Origin of the sequence: Pseudomonas sp. FG1 (assembly GCF_034313875.1) — a bacterium.
GTDB lineage: Bacteria > Pseudomonadota > Gammaproteobacteria > Pseudomonadales > Pseudomonadaceae > Aquipseudomonas > Aquipseudomonas veronii.
Genome location: NZ_JAVIWP010000001.1, coordinates 4814083 through 4831669, shown reverse-complemented (window position 1 = coordinate 4831669; position 17587 = coordinate 4814083). Strand labels below are relative to the sequence as shown.

Here is a 17587-nt window from a genome sequence, read left to right as displayed (position 1 = left end):
AAAAAAACTGTAAACCAAGGTCAAGGGGCTGTTCCACCTGAAGGCCTCGGAAGAGGATGTGATTTAAGAAAGGTACCGCCGCTTTCCATGGATCTGAACAACCTATGAAAGCGCCCCCCGCGTCAATGTGGACGCAATGTCTGCAGGTTTGAAGAAAAGTGCTGGGGCAACCCGCCTTAACCGCGCAGTCTTTGGAATAGGCTAAGGTTGGCGAAACGACTGATCGTCCATAGAAAATTTACGCAAAATTTACGGGCTCAAAAATGTTAGCAGTCCGATACTGCGCGGCGCTAATTTGGCAGGTTTTTTCTTATGTCCCTCGCGGCAATACGGCTCATCGGCTTTGTCTTAGGTCTTTTTCTTATTACGCTGGCTATAAGCATGGCCATCCCCATGATCACGCTGGTGGTCTATGAGCGCAGCGACGACCTGTCCGCCTTTCTTTGGTCCAGTTTGATTACGTTCATCTGCGGTCTGTTGCTGATCATGCGAGGGCGCCCAGAGACGGCTCAACTTCGTCCAAGGGATATGTACCTGCTGACCACCGGCAGTTGGGTGGTGGTGTGTACCTTCGCAGCGTTGCCAATGGTGTTTATCCATCACATCAGTTACACCGATGCTTTTTTTGAAACGATGTCTGGCATCACAACCACGGGCTCAACGGTGTTGAGTGGTTTGGACACCGCCTCTCCTGGGCTGTTGATCTGGCGATCAATGCTTCACTGGCTGGGAGGGATCGGCTTTATCGGCATGGCCGTGGCGATTCTTCCGCTACTGCGAGTAGGGGGCATGCGTCTTTTCCAGACTGAGTCTTCAGACTGGTCGGAAAAAGTGACGCCGCGCTCCCATGTAGCAGCCAAATACATCCTTTTTCTTTATCTGGGACTCACTGGCGCCGGAACGCTCGCGCTCTGGATTGCCGGGATGACGCCGTTTGAAGCCGTCAACCACGCCATGTCGTTGATCTCTACCGGCGGCTTCTCGACGTCGGACGCTTCTCTAGGGCATTGGACACAGCCTGCCATTCACTGGGTTGCAGTCGTCATCATGATTCTGGGTAGCCTGCCTTTTACGTTGTATGTCGCGACATTGCGCGGCCATCGGCGTGCGCTGCTGAAGGATCACCAGGTTCGCGGATTTATTGGGTTCTTGGTCTTCACGTGGCTGGTGGTAGGTACTTGGCTGTGTTTTCACAGCGATTACGGATGGTGGGAAGCATTTCGTATCGTGGCAATAAATGTGACTTCGGTTGTCACCACCACTGGCGTCGCCGTGGGCGATTACACCTTGTGGGGCAGTTTCGCCGTTTTGCTCTTTTTCTATTTGACCTTCGTCGGTGGGTGTTCAGGTTCCACGGCGGGTGGTCTTAAAATCTTCCGTTTTCAAGTGGCGGCCGCGCTATTGGTGAGCAGTTTGAAGCAACTGATCCATCCTCGCGCCGTGATTCAGAAAAAGTACAACGGCCACCCTATTGACGAAGAGATCTTGCGTTCGCTTTTGACTTTCTCATTTTTCTTCTCCATCACGATTGCCGCGATTGCCTTGGGCCTGAGTCTCATTGGGCTGGATTGGACAACTGCGTTGAGCGGTGCGGCTACGGCAGTGTGTAACGTCGGGCCTGGGCTTGGCACGATCATTGGGCCGGCCGGTAACTTCTCATCATTACCGGATGCCGCAAAATGGCTCTTGACCGTAGGAATGCTGCTTGGAAGGCTGGAAATCCTGACGGTGTTAGTGCTCGTCACGCCGGTATTTTGGAGATATTGATTATTCACTGTTCACAGGGCTCGAGCCGAGGTAGACGGTCAATACCCAGGGCCGTCGCGACGTGAAGCACCCATTGCGTCTCCCGCCTGGCCCTTGCCGTTAATCAGCATTTGCTGTGCGGTATCGACAAGTGCCCGCGCGGCTGTACAGGCGGCCCAAGTGCTATTCGATGATTTCATTGAGCGTGCAGTACCAGCGTGTCCACCAATAGCCTTGCTCTGCGTCCACAAGGACGACCAATGGCCGCCCCCCAGTTTATGTTCGGCGTCGAACAGGCTAACGGGTTGACTGAGATGAGGGGGAATAGTGATGACTTATCCGGCCTTGCACGTCCACATTTGAATAAAAGGCTGGCGAGCGGTTGGCGCGCCAATCCAGTGACTCAGGGCGTGACACTGGCCATCAACACACAGCTGGTAATCGCCAGCCTCCGGTGTGCGCCCCAGGCGCAAGGGTTGCAAAGGCGGCAATTGGCGCCGGTAATGCCAACTGCCATTTTCCAGCCACGCCCCGTCGGGAACTTCCATTCCTGCACCGTTACCGCGTACACGAGCCTCTTCCAGCACCAGCCCTTGCTCGGTCACGCGGTAGTCTTCCTCCCAGCGGATCTTTTCAATGGTGTGATCCCATGCCAGCGTGAAGTGTGAAACCGACAACTGGGCCCACAGCACGCCGGTCAAGCCCAGGCATACGCCGATCATGGATTGGCTAGCGCTGCCCGGCGGGACCGCCAGACGTGCTGGACTATCACACAGAGTCCCAGCGCGAAGCCCAGTTCATCGGTCAGCGGTAACGCCACCACGAGGAGTGCCCCGGCAGCGACACTCAGCAAACGCTCCCATAGAGGCATCTTGCGCTGCCAAAAGCCAGTGGATGCGATGCCCCATAACCCGACCGCGAATAGGGTCTTGAGCAGCATGTAGACGGACATCCACACACTGTCACCTTGCAGCATCAACGCTGGGTTGTAGACCGCCATGAACGGTATGACAAAGCCCGCCAGCGCTATTCGCACCGCCCATAGGCTGATCTTGAACCCGGTCTCTTTAGCGATCGGTGCCGCTGCAAAGCAGGCGAGGGCGACAGGGGGAGTCAGGTCGGCGAGGATGCCGAAGTAAAACACGAACATGTGCGACACAATCAGCGGTACGCCCAATTCGAGGAGGGCAGGGGCTGCGATCGAACTGGTGATGATGTAGTTGGGAATGGTCGGAATCCCCATGCCCAGCACCAGGCACGTGATCATTGTGAGTATCAGTGACAGCAGCAGGTTGTCTCGGCCAATGCCCAAGATATAACCCGCAAACGTAGAGGCGACGCCGGTCAGTGAAACCACACCAATAATGATGCCCACCAGCGCGCACGCGATCCCCACCGGTACAGCATGACGAGCGCCTTCGACCAACGCGTGCAGGCAGATGGTCAGCGTTTCGTGCCCTCCTTTGATGACCCCACAGCCCCCCACCAGCACTGCAATGACGGCAAAGATCACGCCGATACCCAGTTGGAAAAAGCCGGTACAGAGGATGCCGAGCGCAATCCAGAAGGCGCAGCGCAAGCCGAAGCTTTGCACTTTCAGGATGATCGCCGAGCCAAGAATCACGATGGCCGTGAGTGCAAGTCCGACCATTCCGGAAAACAGCGGCGTGCGCCCGGAAAACAGCAAGTAGACCAATACCAGCAGCGGAATGAGCAGGTACCACTTCTCCCTCACGGCGCCCAATGCACTGGGGCATTGATCCTTGGGCAGGCCCTTGAGGTTGGATCGCTTGGCTTCCAGATGGACCATCCAGAAGACCGAACCGAAGTAGAGGATGGCGGGAATCAACGCGGCCTTGGCAATCTCCACGAATGGTACGTTGATGGTTTCAGCCATGATGAAGGCGACTGCGCCCATCACCGGCGGCATCAGTTGACTGCCCATGCTGGCGGTTGCTTCCACGCCTCCGGCAAACGCGGCCCGATAACCAAAGCGCTTCATCAGTGGAATGGTGAATTGCCCCGTAGTCACCACGTTGGCGATGCCCGAACCGGTGATGGTGCCCATCAGTGCCGACGACGCAACGGCAACCTTGGCAGGCCCTCCCTGTTTGTGGCCGAACAGGCCCATGGCAAAGTCGGTGAACAGTTTGATCATGCCGGCCTGTTCGAGGAACGCTCCGAACAGGATAAACAGGAAGATGTAGGTCGCTGAAACATAGGTTGGCGTGCCGTACAGCCCTTCGGTGCCAAAAGACAGTTGGTTGATGATTTGGTCGAAACCATAACCTCGATGGGCCAGATCGCCCGGCAGATACTCGCCAAACAGACCATAAGCCAGGAACAGGCCGCAAATGACCGGCAGGGCAATGCCCATCACTCGTCGAGCGGCTTCGAACACGAGCACCACCAGTAGAATGCCGATCACCATGTCCGCCGTTGTCAGATCCCCGGAACGCTGGATCAGGTCAGCCTCATACCTCCATTGATACAGGGCGGTGGCAATGGCTGCGAGGCTGAGTATCCAGGCCAAGGGTTGCCAAGGGCGTTTGTTGCCATAGGCCGGATAGCTGAGGTAGACCACCCACAGCAGGAAACCGACGTGTATCGCACGCAATACCTGGCTCGAAAAGGGCGAAAACGCTGCCGTGACGATCTGAAAAATCGAAAATAACAACGCTACGTAAAACAGCGTTTTTGGCCAGTCTCGCGGGTTCGCAGAGATGTCGTGATGATCTTCACTCATTAGTTACCTGCCTCACTGCATGGAAAAAGGGCGGGCTGTTGGCGCGGCGATACTGCGCCGCTGCGCCTTGCGTCGCTAGAGCGCACCTTTTTCGGTGTAGTAGCGTTCGGCGCCCGGATGAAGCGCAATCGGCAGGTTCCTGGTGGCGTTTTCCAGTGTGATGTCCTTGGCGGCCGAATGAGCGTTACCCAGGCGCGGCAAGTTTTCGAACAGCAGTTTTGTCATCTGGTACGCCAACTCATCGGGTACATCCGAGCGGGTCACCAGAATGTTGACGATAGCAACCGTTGGCACCGCTTCAGGCTGGCCGTCATACGTATTGGCCGGAATCATCGCGCTGTGATAGGCCGGGTTGTCGATTTTTGTCACGACTTCCGGGGGGATGGCGACATAGTTCAGCGGCATCACCGACGACAAGTCGCGAATGGCCGCCATGCCCAGTCCTGACGACTGTAACGTCGCATCCAATTGCCGGTTCTTGATTAACTCGACAGACTCGGCAAAGGGCAGGTATTGCACCTTGCCCATGTCTGCATAGGTCAGGCCTGCCGCCTTTAAAATCGCTCGCGCGTTCAACTCGGTGCCCGATTTCGGTGCGCCGACCGAGAGGGTTTTGCCTTTAAGGTCCGCGAGCGTCTTGATTCCCGACTCTTTGCTGGCGACGATTTGAATGTAGTTGGGATACGCTCCGGCAATCGCGCGCAATTTGGTCAGCGGTGCGTTGAAGCCAGCTTCCTCGACGCCGTTCCTTGCATCCGCCACAGAGTCGCCCAGCGCCAGTGCCAACTCGCCTCGACCGGACTGCAGCAGGTTCAGGTTCTCCACGGACGCTTTAGTGGCCTGCACCGAGGTCTTCACGTCGGGTATGCCTTCACTGTAGATCTGCGACAGGCCAACCCCAATCGGGTAATACACCCCGCTGGTGCCTCCGGTCAGTATGTTGATGAACACAGGTGCCGCCTGGGCCGTGCAGGTGAGTGCCAGGGTTGTGGCGGCGGCCAGCAAGGTGAAGCGGTTCTTTACGCGCATGGGAATCTCTCCGTTTTGTTTGTTTTTATTCAGAGCGATTCAACTGTAGTTGATTGATCAGCACAGTGGCGAGCGGACAGTCCTACCCTGCATCAAATTGCCAAGGTAACTGCACGTGGAGTGGGTCGCAGGAGAAGATGATGGTTATAATCCTTTAGTCTCTGCTGGCTGGACCTGACCGTTTAACCCGGTAGTCTTGTTTTGTGGGGTTTATTAACCTCGACAACGGGAATCCGCTCGGGTGATCAAACCGATATTACTCATACGTCGTCGCTTTGCCTCGATCCGATGGCGTACTCGTGTGACGCTCTGGGCTGCTGCTACCTTCGCCGGGTTACTGGTTGTGCTATTCGCCCGGCTGGCCGACCTGGCGCTGATGCAGTTCGTTCAACAAACCGCCGGCCGGCCTTGGCTGCCGTTTATCTACACGCCTTTGATCGGCATGTTCGTCGTATGGATGACCACCCGTTTTTTTGTCGGGGCACAAGGCAGTGGCATTCCTCAGGTCATTGCGGCTACGCGGTTGGCCCACCAAGGTAAGCCCGTGGATAAGTTGGTGTCCTTGCGCCTTGCTGTTGCCAAGATAGGGCTAGGTACCCTGGCGTTGACCGGTGGTTTTTCAGCAGGGCGTGAAGGCCCGTCAGTTCAAGTCGCCGCCTCGATCATGCATTTCTTCCACCGTTATCTGCCTAACGCTCGAATCATCCGCCCCGAAGATCTTATTCTGGCCGGTGGTGCAGCGGGTATTGCCGCCGCATTCAACACGCCTTTGGCCGGCGTGGCTTTTGCGGTGGAGGAGTTGGGGCGCAAGTTGGAAACCCGTACCAGCGGGGTTTTGCTCAGTACGATCATCTTGTCGGGGATAGTCGCGATTGCTTTGCAGGGCAACTACAACTACTTCGGGCATTTCGACGTGCAAGAGGTCAATCTCGATATCATTGTCCCGGTGCTGGCGATTGGTATTGGCTGCGGCCTTATGGGAGGGTTATTCAGTCGGATGCTCCTGTGGCCGCAGAGGTATCGCCGATTTTTCGTCTGGGAATGGCGCCGCATGCACCCTGTCTGGTTCGCAGGTGGCTGCGGGATGATCGTGGCTATTCTCGGTTGGCTCAGTGGCGGGATGTCCTTTGGCAGCGGTTACGGGATCACATCCCAGATCATCGTGTCCGATATCGGTCTGCCCTGGCACGCGCCGATCACGCGTTTTCTCGCGACGGTAGTGACTTATTTTTCCGGTATCCCGGGCGGCATTTTTGCCCCGTCTCTGGCGGTAGGGGCTGCGGTAGGAGCCAACGTCGCTGAGTTCTTCACTCTGGCGGCACAGCCCATCATTGCCTTGTGCATGGTTGGCTTTCTGGCGGCTGTCACGCAATCGCCGATCACGTCCGCGATCATCGTGATGGAGATGATCGACAGCCATGGCATGGTGATCAGTCTGATGGCCGTTGCGCTGATTGCCAAAGCAGTCAGTGCCAGGATGGGGCCTGAGCTCTATCAACAGTTGGCGCGTGGCTTTTTGCAGTCGGAGGGCAGTGACGCCGCCACGCAAAAAGCCAAACCATAGGCTGGGTCAGCGCAGCAGTGGTCGCGCCACCGCGCTGAGCTTGTGCCGGTCTTCTTCCAGCACAAGCGCATTGTTCGCGTGCTTGAGCAGCAGGCCCGCGTGCCTGGCACAGGCACTGCTGAACATCGCCGGGTTTATCTGTGCGAGGCACACAAGTGCCTTCATCATGCGCAGGTCGACTTCCACCAAACCCGCGCCATCCCTGGCAATCGGTGCGAAGAAGTCATCGAACAGGTCATCTACTGTCAATGCGCGCAGGTAAACCTGCTGGCAATCGGTGTCGATTTTCGCGGCGGGTGCTTTGGGTTTACCCCAGCATGTCAGGCTTCTGATGCCGCGCCCAATGACGTCAATGGCAGTGCCGGGGTCATTGACGGCCGGCGACAAGGCGCGGGAGGCGATCTCTGACAGCACCGACAAGCCGAACCGGGGATCGTGTTCAAACGTGCGACGTACACCGATAGTCAGGGTAGAGATGATTTTTTCGCTACTCGACTGCTGTTCGCCCTCGCGCGGCTTGCTCAGACTGACGATTCGGGCGAGCGGCATGCCGACATGCACGAAGCTACCTGGCAGGACCTCCAAAAAAATGCGTGTCTCGTCTGCTTTGGCGATGGCGCCTAACGCCTGAACGTCGATGTGCTGGACATACCCTGTGTGGAGACTTGTGATGATCAGCGCAGAGTTCGGGACCATCGAGTCGCAAGGGTAGGCGGCTGCACCCAAATGCGGCCATTGGAGTCGATTGGTTATGGCGTCAATGGTCGCCTGCTCGACACGGTCAATGGTTTCTCCCACCCGGCCAAGCTTGGACAAATGATCGATCCAGCGCAAAAGGGTGTAGACAATCAGAATCACCACGGCGAGGGTCACCGCAAATAGCAAAACCCTTCCTTGTGTACCGTAAGCGCCGGTGCTCAGCGCAATAATTCCAACCAGGCTGAACAGGAACGAGCCGATAAAGGTGGCCAGGGCATTTTGTGTCGTGGTGTCTTCCATCACCAGCGTGGTGGCGCGAGGCGTCACGCCGCTGCTGGCCGCACCGTAGGCAGTCACCATCGTGCTTAACGAAAAGGTGGTCACGGCGAGCATGCTTGAGGCAATGATGCCCAAGATCTTGTCGACGGCGTCGGCGCCTATACGGGCGGGCAATGATTCGGGAATGTAGTCCTTGAAGACAACGGCGAGTAACGCGGTTGCAATGCCGAGCAAGGAAAACAGGCTTGCCCTGAACCACAGCCGTTTGGTCAGTTGATGTAACACCCAGCGCCAGCGTGCAAGCATTTTTTATACCTTGTGTGAGTAATACGCAGGGCCCTGGCCCCAGGATTCAGGGAAACAAAGGCGGTGAGCTGATTATCCCTAAAGGAGTCTTTTGTATGGCCGAAGGTTCATTCAGCGTCTCTGCTTGCGGTACATGGGATCACTCGCTTGACCCATTTACCGATGGACATGCCCTGGATCAGGACAGAAAAAACCACCACCAGATACGTCAGGGAAACCACCACATCGCGGGCCGCCCCAGATGAGCACGCTCCAAGCACCTTCTGGTAGGCGCAAGCGTTGACCCAATACCGCGATTGGAACCCCTACAGTCAGCAATCGCGATAACAACGTCAGCAATATGCCCATCAGGAGGTCATTAATCGTAGGTAGCACGTTTTTATTCGGGTTCCACGAAGTGCCGCGCACTCTTTCGGGACGCAAAAAAGGCGCCCGGAGGCGCCAAGGGGTTCACCCTGACCGAGGGAGCCGGGTGAAGCCGTTCACAGCAATGGTCGCGGTGGTAAGGCGCGACGGGAACGGAAGCGGGGCGCGCCGAGTGAAGGTGCGCAGGGGTTCATTTGGGGTAACACACGACGGCCTAGGCCGTCGCGGGCGTGCGTTGCGGCTGCCAGGTTTCGCTGGTGGTCTGGTCCATGGCTTCCTGGATCGCCCGCTTGCGGTTGGCTTCGGCCTTGCGGCTGAAATACCAGACCATGAACGTCATCAGCGACACCGCCATCAGGATCAGGCTGGCCACGGCGTTGATCTCCGGCTTGACCCCCAGGCGCACGGCAGAGAACACCTCCATCGGCAGGGTGGTGGAGCCGGGCCCGGAGACGAAACTGGCGAGCACCAAGTCATCCAGGGACAAGGCGAACGACATCATGCCGCCCGCTGCCAACGACGGCGCGATCATCGGGATGGTGATCAGGAAAAACACCTTGAGTGGCCGCGCGCCGAGGTCCATGGCGGCTTCTTCGATGGACAGGTCCAGCTCGCGCAGGCGTGCCGAGACCACCACCGCGACATACGCGGCGCAGAACGTGGTGTGGGCGATCCAGATCGTCACCAGGCCGCGTTCCATGGGCCAGCCGATCATCTGCGCCATCGCCACGAACAGCAGCAGCAGCGACAGCCCGGTGATCACTTCCGGCATCACCAGGGGCGCGGTCACCAGGCCACCGAACAGGGTCCGGCCCTTGAAGCGGGTGACCCGGGTCAGCACGAACGCGGCCAGGGTGCCCAGGGCCACGGCGGCCACGGCGGTGTAGCAGGCAATCTCCAGGGAACGGGCCACCGACCCCATCAGTTGGGTGTTGTCCAACAGCCCCAGGTACCACTTGAGCGACCAGCCGCCCCAGACCGTCACCAGCTTGGAGGCGTTGAACGAATAGATCACCAGAATCAGCATCGGCAGGTAGATGAACAACAAGCCGAGCACCAGCATCAGGGTCGAAAAACTGAAACGCTTCATGCCCGTGCCTCCATTTCTTTGGCCTGGCTGCGGTTGAACAGCACGATGGGAATAATCAGGATCGCCAGCATCACCACCGCCAGGGCGGACGCCACCGGCCAGTCGCGGTTGTTGAAGAACTCCTGCCACAGCACGCGGCCGATCATCAGGGTCTCCGGGCCGCCCAGCAGTTCCGGGATCACGAACTCGCCGACCACCGGAATGAACACCAGCATGCAGCCGGCGACGATGCCGTTCTTGGCCAGCGGCACGGTGATTTTCCAGAAGTTGTTGAAGTTGCTCGAACCCAGGTCCGAGGCGGCTTCCAGCAGGCTCTGGTCGTGCTTGACCAGGTTGGCGTAGAGCGGCAGCACCATGAACGGCAGGTAGGCGTAGACCACGCCGATGTAGACCGCCGTGTTGGTGTTGAGGATTTCAATCGGGCTCGATATCAGGCCGCACCCCATCAGGAACGCATTGAGCAGGCCGTTATTGCTGAGGATGCCCATCCAGGCATAGACGCGGATCAGGATCGCGGTCCAGGTCGGCATCATGATCAGCAGCAGTAATACGTTTTGCATTTCCTTGCGGGTCCTGGAAATCCCATAGGCCATGGGAAAACCGATCAGCAGGCACATCAGCGTGCTGAGCAGGGCGATCTTCAGCGAGCCCAGGTAGGCCGAGATGTACAACTCGTCGGCGCCCAGCAGGCTGTAGTTACCCAGGTTCAGCAGCACCTGGAGTTTCTGGTCGACGAAGCCGTAGATCTGCGAATACGGCGGAATCGAGACGGTCGCTTCGGAGAAGCTGATCTTCATCACCAGGAAAAACGGCAGCATGAAAAACAGGAACAGCCAGAGGAAGGGAATGCCGATCACCAGCTTGCGACCGCTGGGCAGCACACGGATCAACGCTTGATGGAAAGTGCTCATGGTCGATGTACTCATGCCCGCAGTACCACGCCGCTGTCGTCTTCCCACCACACGTACACGGTGTCGCCCCAGGACGGTCGGGAGCCACGGCGTTCGGCGTTGGCCATGAACGACTGGACGATCTTGCCGCTGGGCAGCTCGACGTAAAACACCGAGTGCCCGCCGAGGTAGGCGATGTCGTGGACCTTGCCGCTGGACCAGTTGTGCGCGCAGGTCGGCATTTGGGTGGTGACCAGCAGCTTTTCCGGGCGGATGGCGTAGGTCACCGACTTGTCTTCCACCGAAGTGGCGATGCCGTAGCCGACATAGATGTTGCGGTCCAGGTCCGCGCACTTGAGCACCGCGTGGCCCTCGGCGTCGTCGACCACCTGGGTGTCGAAGATGTTGACGTTGCCGACGAATTCGCAGACCAGGCGGCTCACCGGCGCTTCGTAAATGTCCACCGGGCTGCCGATCTGGGCGATCCAGCCCAAGTGCATGATGGCGATGCGCTGGGCCATGGTCATGGCTTCTTCCTGGTCGTGGGTCACCATCACGCAGGTCACGCCGACGCGTTCGATGATCTCCACCAGTTCCAGTTGCATCTGCGAGCGCAGCTTTTTATCCAGGGCGCCCATGGGTTCGTCGAGCAACAGCAGTTTCGGGCGTTTGGCCAGGGAGCGGGCGAGGGCCACGCGCTGGCGCTGGCCGCCGGAGAGCTGGTGGGGTTTGCGCCGGGCGTATTGGGTCATGTGGACCAGCTTGAGCATTTCCTCGACCCGCGCCTCGATCTCGCTGGCTGGCAGGCGGTCCTGCTTGAGGCCGAAGGCGATGTTCTGGGCCACGGTCATGTGCGGGAACAGGGCATAGGACTGGAACATCATGTTGATCGGCCGCTCATAGGGCGGCATCTCGGTGATGTCCACGCCATCCAGCAGGATGCGGCCTTCGGTGGGCCGTTCGAAACCGGCGAGCATGCGCAGCAGGGTGGATTTGCCCGAACCCGAACCGCCGAGCAGGGCGAAGATCTCGCCCTGGTGGATCTCCAGGGACACATCGTCCACGGCCACGGTTTCGTCGAACTTCTTGGTCACGCGGTCGATCTTCACCAGCACCTTTTGCGGTTGCTGATGACCTTCCAGTGCCTTGCGATAAATGCTGGAGGCGTTTGCCATGTGAAACTCCCAACAGGTCGTCGGGCCAATGCGGCCTGACGTAATAAGGTTGATTGCAAACCTGCACCCTCAGTGCAATGCAGGTTTATTCGGCACCGCCGTCCTGGCTGCCTGGCCTTGCTTGTTGTTGTTCGGGTATTGCCGTTCACGCCGCACGGCAGGCGCACACAGGTGCGCGCGCCGCGTGGGCAGGGCGTGTCAATCGGTAAAGCGAGTGCTGGCGGCCCGGCGCGGGCCGCCTGGTGTCAAAGGCGCTGACGCTGCGCGGCACGTTGCCGGCAGGCATCGCCAAAGGCCTGGAAAATACTCAGGTAGGCCGGGTTCGACAGGACCTGCCATTCCGGGTGCCACTGCACGCCAAAGGCAAACGCCTGGCTGTGCTCCACGGAAACGGCTTCGATCAGGCCATCCGGGGCCAGGGCCTCGACCCGCAGGCCGTCACCCAGGCGGTCGATGCCCTGACTGTGGATCGAGTTGACCTGGATCTCGCCGGCCAGGCCCATGGCCTCGAACACGCCGCCGGGCTGGATCGCCACCGGGTGCGCCGGGGCGTACTGGACGTCGAGGCGCGGGTCGTCGGCTTCGCGGTGGTCCATAAAGCCCGGCAGTTCATGCACCTTCTGGTGCAGGCTGCCGCCAAAGGCCACGTTCATTTCCTGGAAGCCGCGGCAGATGCCGAGGACTGGCACGCCGGCCGCCACCGCAGCCCGCAACAGGGGCAGGGTGGTGGCGTCGCGTTGCGGGTCATGGGCGGTGCCCGGCGCGCTGGGAGCGCCTTGATAGTGGAAGGGTTCGACATTGGACGGCGAGCCGGTGAACAGCAGGCCGTCGACGTAGTGCAGCAGGTCCTTGATCTCGCAGAGGTCCGCCAGGGCAGGAATGATCACCGGCAGCCCGAGGGCCGCGACGCTGACAGCACGCAAATACTTGTCGCCGCTGACATGGTAGGGGTGCAAGCCAATCTCTTTGACGCACGCTGTAACACCGATCAATGGCTTGAGTGCCATTTTTATCACCTCGAAATTCACGCTGGAACGAGTTTTTCCAGAGCTTATCTCTGTTGATTTTAATTAACAACTTCAATGTAAAAAATTCTAAACGCTCGTGAGTATGTTTGTGTTGATTGGTTGGGTTTTCGCCCAATTTTGGTGCTATAGCTACCAATATAATTAACGTGTGGTGCCTGTTCTCGCTATTGACTTCACTTTGGCTTTCGGATTGACTGCTGCTACGAAACAGCTTTGAACATAATAATTAACACATAGGTGCATCATGTCGGTCCCACTGCGTACCGTTCAGCTCAACGAAGCCAACGCCTTTCTGAAAAAACACCCGGAGGTCCTGTACGTCGATCTGCTGATTGCAGACATGAATGGCGTGGTGCGCGGCAAGCGTATCGAACGCACCGCCTTGCATAAGGTGTATGAAAAAGGCATCAACCTTCCCGCGTCGTTGTTTGCCCTGGACATCAATGGCTCCACCGTGGAAAGCACTGGCCTGGGCCTGGATATCGGCGACTCCGACCGCATCTGCTACCCGATCCCCGACACCCTGAGCATCGAGCCCTGGCAGAAGCGTCCCACCGCGCAGCTGTTGATGACCATGCATGAACTCGAGGGCCAGCCGTTCTTCGCCGACCCACGGGAAGTGCTGCGTCAGGTGGTGAGCAAGTTCGACGAATTGGGCCTGACCATTTGCGCCGCGTTCGAGCTGGAGTTCTACCTGATCGACCAGGACAACGTGAACGGCCGTCCGCAAGCGCCGCGCTCGCCAATCTCCGGCAAGCGCCCGCATTCGACCCAGGTCTACCTGATCGATGACCTCGACGAATACGTCGATTGCCTGCAGGACATCCTCGAAGGCGCGAAAGAGCAGGGCATCCCTGCCGACGCCATCGTCAAGGAAAGCGCCCCGGCGCAGTTCGAGGTCAACCTGCACCACGTCAGCGACCCGATCAAAGCCTGCGACTACGCGGTACTGCTCAAGCGCCTGGTGAAAAACATCGCCTACGACCACGAGATGGACACCACCTTTATGGCCAAGCCCTACCCGGGCCAGGCCGGTAATGGCTTGCATGTACACATCTCGATCCTCGACAAACAGGGCAACAACATCTTCGCCAGCGAAGACCCCGAGACCAACGACGCCCTGCGTCACGCCATCGGCGGTGTGCTGGAAACCCTGCCGGCGCAGATGGCGTTCCTCTGCCCGAATGTCAACTCCTACCGCCGCTTCGGTGCGCAGTTCTATGTGCCGAACTCGCCGAGCTGGGGCATCGACAACCGCACCGTGGCCGTGCGCGTGCCGACCGGCGCGGCGGATGCCGTGCGTATCGAGCACCGGGTGGCCGGCGCCGACGCCAACCCTTATCTGCTGATGGCCTCGGTACTGGCCGGTATCCACCACGGCTTGACCAACAAGATCGAGCCGGGGGCGCCGGTCGAAGGCAACTCCTACGAGCAGAATGAGCAGAGCCTGCCCAACAACCTGCGCGACGCCCTGCGCGAGCTGGACGACAGCGAGGTCATGGCCCGGTACATCGACCCGCTGTACATCGACGTGTTTGTCGCGTGTAAGGAAAGCGAACTGGCCGAGTTCGAAAACTCGATCTCCGACCTTGAGTACAACTGGTACCTGCACACGGTCTGACGGCCCTCCCACTTTTTGCGTTGAGCACACCCTATGACCAAGCATCGCAACGACTGGGAGCAGTACTTCCAGTCCCTGAACCTTGAAGGCCGGGCCTTTATCGACGGCGAATACCGTTGGGCCGCCAGCGGCGAGACCTTTGACAGCATCAGCCCGGTGGACGGGCGTTTTCTGGCCACGGTCGCCAGCACCGATGAGGCCGACGCCGACGCCGCGGTAATCGCTGCACGCCGGGCGTTCGAATCCGGGATCTGGCGCTTGCTGGCCCCGGCGGCGCGCAAGCGCGTGCTGATCCGTTTCGCCGATCTGATCCTCGAACACCAGGAAGAACTGGCGCTCCTGGAAACCCTCGACATGGGCAAGCCGATCGGCGACTCCATGGCCATCGACGTACCGGCCACCGCCAACGCGATCCGCTGGAGTGCCGAGGCCATCGACAAGCTCTACGACGAAGTGGCGCCCACGCCCCACGACCAGTTGGGCCTGATCACCCGCGAACCCTGCGGCGTGGTCGCGGCCATCGTGCCGTGGAACTTCCCGATGATCATGGCCAGTTGGAAGTTCGCGCCGGCCCTGGCGGCCGGTAACTCGTTCATCCTCAAACCTTCGGAAAAGTCGCCGCTGACCGCCATTCGCCTGGCCCAGTTGGCCCTCGAAGCCGGCATTCCCGCAGGCGTGTTCAACGTGCTGCCGGGCTACGGTCACACCGTTGGCAAGGCGCTGGCCTTGCATAGGGATGTGGATGTGCTGGCCTTTACCGGCTCCACCGCGGTGGCCAAGCAACTGCTGGTGTATTCCGGCCAGAGCAATATGAAACGGGTGTGGCTGGAGGCCGGTGGCAAGAGCCCCAATGTGGTGTTCGCCGATGCCCCGGACTTGCGCGCTGCCGCCGCCGCTGCGGCTGCAGCGATTGCCTTCAACCAGGGCGAAGTCTGCGTGGCCGGTTCGCGCCTGCTGGTGCAGCGGTCGATCCGCGAGCCCTTCATTGCGCTGCTGGTGGAGGCGTTCCAGGCCTGGAAGCCGGGGCATCCACTGGACCCGGCGACCAAGGTCGGTGCAGTGGTCGATCAGCGGCAACTGGACAACGTGTTGCGCTACATCGAGATCGGCAAGGAGCAGGGCGCCCAACTCTTGGTTGGCGGCCAGCGCACCCTGCAAGACACCGGTGGCCAGTACGTGGAGCCGACGGTTTTCGACGGCGTGACCAATGCCATGACCATCGCCCGCGAAGAAATCTTCGGCCCGGTGTTGTCGCTGATCAGCTTCGACACCGAAGAAGAAGCGCTGTCGATCGCCAACGACAGCATCTTCGGCCTGGCCGCCGCAGTGTGGACCGCCGACCTCAGCCGCGCCCACCGCTTTGCCCGGGGCCTGCGTGCCGGCAGCGTGTGGGTCAACCAGTACGACGGCGGCGACATGACCGCGCCGTTCGGCGGCTTTAAACAGTCGGGCAATGGCCGCGACAAGTCGCTGCACGCCTTTGACAAGTACACCGAGCTCAAAGCCACCTGGATCAAGCTCTAAGCCCAAATAACAACGGCGATTGCCGGCGCGTGCCGGCCAGTCGCCAGGGAGTCCTAACCATGCAACCCCATGTAAACAGCTATTACGCCGCGACCCGCAACCATACCGGCGACTTCCCTGTGCTTGAAGAGTTGGTCGAGTGTGATGTCTGTGTCATCGGCGCCGGCTACACTGGCCTGTCGTCGGCGCTGTTCCTGGCGGAAGCCGGCTACAGCGTCACCGTGCTCGAAGCGGCCAAGGTCGGCTTTGGCGCCAGCGGGCGCAACGGCGGGCAACTGGTCAATTCCTACAGCCGTGACGTGGATGTCATCGAGCAGCGCTACGGCGAAAAGAGCGCCGAAATCCTCGGCAGCATGATGTTCGAAGGCGCCGAGATCATTCGCCAGCGCATCCAGCACTACGACATCCAGTGCGACTACCGCCCGGGCGGGATCTTCGCCGCGTTGAACAAAAAACAGCTCAAGGGCCTGGTCGAACAGAAAAGCAGTTGGGAGCGCTATGGCAACCGCAACCTGCAACTGCTCGACGCCAAGGACATGGCAGGCGAAGTGGGTTGTGAAAACTACATCGGCGGCCTGCTGGACAAGCAGGGCGGCCACGTCCATCCGCTGAACCTGGCCCTGGGCGAAGCCAGCGCCATTGTCGGCCTGGGCGGCAAGATCTTCGAACAATCGGCGGCCGAGGAAATCACCTACGGCGAACCCAACGTGGTACGCACAGCCAAGGGGGTGGTTCGCGCCAAGTACCTGCTGATCGCCGGCAACGCCTACCTGCCGCAGAATCTCGACCCTCGGGTGACGCGCAAAAGCATGCCCTGCGGCTCGCAGATCGTGGTCACCGAGCCGCTGTCGGAGGCAGTGGCACGCAGCCTGATTACCCACAATTACTGCGTCGAAGACTGCAACTACCTGCTCGACTATTACCGTCTGACCGCTGACAACCGTTTGCTGTACGGCGGCGGCGTGGTCTACGGCGCCCGCGAGCCGGACGACATCGAACAACTGATCCGGCCGAAGATCCTCAAGACCTTCCCGCAGTTGAAAAACGTCAAGATCGACTACCGCTGGACCGGCAACTTCCTGCTGACGATGTCGCGCATGCCGCAATTCGGCCGTATCGAAAAGAACGCCTACTACATGCAAGGGTATAGCGGCCACGGCGTCACCTGTTCGCACCTCGCGGGCAAGCTGATCAGCGAAGTGATCCGCGGTGACGCCGAACGCTTCGACGCCTTCGCCTCGCTGCCGCACATGCCGATGTTCGGCGGCCGCACCTTCCAGGCCCCGCTGACGGCCATGGGCGCCGCCTACTACGCCCTGCGCGACCGACTCGGTATTTGACCGGTCAGCCACACGCACGCCGCGAGCCCCCGGCCCACGCCGCCTTCGGCCGCGGCCGCGGGCTTGCTTTTTTTGCGCATGCAGGCATATTCAGCAGCGCTACAGCTCCACCCGCAAACGTGATTTAATAGCCGCCTTTCAGGTTTCCGGGTCGGGTAATCGGCGAATTTCGCAACATTGCCTG

General features: G+C 59.5%; 13 protein-coding genes. 5 read left to right on the top strand and 8 right to left on the bottom strand.

The genetic code is table 11. The features are described 5' to 3' along the window. Positions 1-312: 312 nt before the first annotated feature. Positions 313-1767: a TrkH family potassium uptake protein gene (locus RGV59_RS22020; protein WP_017845571.1), complete on the top strand. Its 1455-nt coding sequence runs from the start codon at positions 313-315 to the stop codon at positions 1765-1767. Between the two features lie 314 nt (positions 1768-2081). Here the strand turns inward: RGV59_RS22020 and RGV59_RS22015 are convergent, their stop codons facing one another. From RGV59_RS22015 to RGV59_RS22005, 3 genes are all read right to left on the bottom strand, one after another. Continuing rightward, on the bottom strand, positions 2082-2468 hold the full coding sequence (locus RGV59_RS22015) for a DUF1850 domain-containing protein (protein WP_017845572.1): 387 nt from the start codon (positions 2466-2468) through the stop codon (positions 2082-2084). Next, entirely contained in the window at positions 2465-4492 is a 2028-nt protein-coding gene (locus RGV59_RS22010; RefSeq protein ID WP_126586848.1) for a TRAP transporter permease, read from the bottom strand. The genes RGV59_RS22015 and RGV59_RS22010 overlap by 4 nt, the downstream gene beginning before the upstream one ends. 75 nt (positions 4493-4567) lie before the next feature. After that, on the bottom strand, positions 4568-5521 hold the full coding sequence (locus tag RGV59_RS22005) for a TAXI family TRAP transporter solute-binding subunit (RefSeq protein ID WP_046486955.1): 954 nt from the start codon (positions 5519-5521) through the stop codon (positions 4568-4570). Positions 5522-5762: 241 nt separating this feature from the next. Between RGV59_RS22005 and RGV59_RS22000 the strand changes: the two genes are divergently transcribed. After that, positions 5763-7085, top strand: a complete 1323-nt coding sequence (locus tag RGV59_RS22000; protein WP_126586846.1) for a chloride channel protein — start codon at positions 5763-5765, stop codon at positions 7083-7085. 6 nt (positions 7086-7091) lie between these two features. Here the strand turns inward: RGV59_RS22000 and RGV59_RS21995 are convergent, their stop codons facing one another. From RGV59_RS21995 to RGV59_RS21975, 5 genes are all read right to left on the bottom strand, one after another. Next, complete coding sequence (locus tag RGV59_RS21995; RefSeq protein WP_126586844.1) at positions 7092-8369, bottom strand: DUF2254 domain-containing protein; 1278 nt, start codon at positions 8367-8369, stop codon at positions 7092-7094. Between the two features lie 580 nt (positions 8370-8949). Next, a complete protein-coding gene (locus tag RGV59_RS21990; RefSeq protein WP_017845577.1) occupies positions 8950-9825 on the bottom strand; it encodes an ABC transporter permease subunit in 876 nt (291 codons plus the stop codon). Next, the gene (locus RGV59_RS21985) at positions 9822-10703 is read right to left on the bottom strand and encodes an ABC transporter permease subunit (protein ID WP_177029648.1); all 882 of its coding nucleotides are present in this window, start codon (positions 10701-10703) and stop codon (positions 9822-9824) included. Before RGV59_RS21985 ends, RGV59_RS21990 begins: the two co-directional genes overlap by 4 nt. 44 nt (positions 10704-10747) lie before the next feature. After that, positions 10748-11890 (bottom strand): ABC transporter ATP-binding protein, encoded by a 1143-nt coding sequence (locus RGV59_RS21980; protein WP_126586841.1) that lies wholly within the window; start codon positions 11888-11890, stop codon positions 10748-10750. 245 nt (positions 11891-12135) lie between these two features. Next, positions 12136-12897: a gamma-glutamyl-gamma-aminobutyrate hydrolase family protein gene (locus RGV59_RS21975; RefSeq protein ID WP_126586839.1), complete on the bottom strand. Its 762-nt coding sequence runs from the start codon at positions 12895-12897 to the stop codon at positions 12136-12138. Positions 12898-13162: 265 nt separating this feature from the next. Between RGV59_RS21975 and RGV59_RS21970 the strand changes: the two genes are divergently transcribed. From RGV59_RS21970 to RGV59_RS21960, 3 genes are read left to right on the top strand one after another with little or no spacing between them, the layout of a single operon-like run. Further along, complete coding sequence (locus RGV59_RS21970) at positions 13163-14539, top strand: glutamine synthetase family protein (protein ID WP_017845581.1); 1377 nt, start codon at positions 13163-13165, stop codon at positions 14537-14539. Between the two features lie 33 nt (positions 14540-14572). Continuing rightward, on the top strand, positions 14573-16063 hold the full coding sequence (locus RGV59_RS21965; RefSeq protein ID WP_126586837.1) for an aldehyde dehydrogenase: 1491 nt from the start codon (positions 14573-14575) through the stop codon (positions 16061-16063). Positions 16064-16122: 59 nt separating this feature from the next. Then, positions 16123-17403, top strand: a complete 1281-nt coding sequence (locus RGV59_RS21960) for an NAD(P)/FAD-dependent oxidoreductase (protein ID WP_017845583.1) — start codon at positions 16123-16125, stop codon at positions 17401-17403. The last annotated feature ends 184 nt before the right edge of the window (positions 17404-17587 follow it).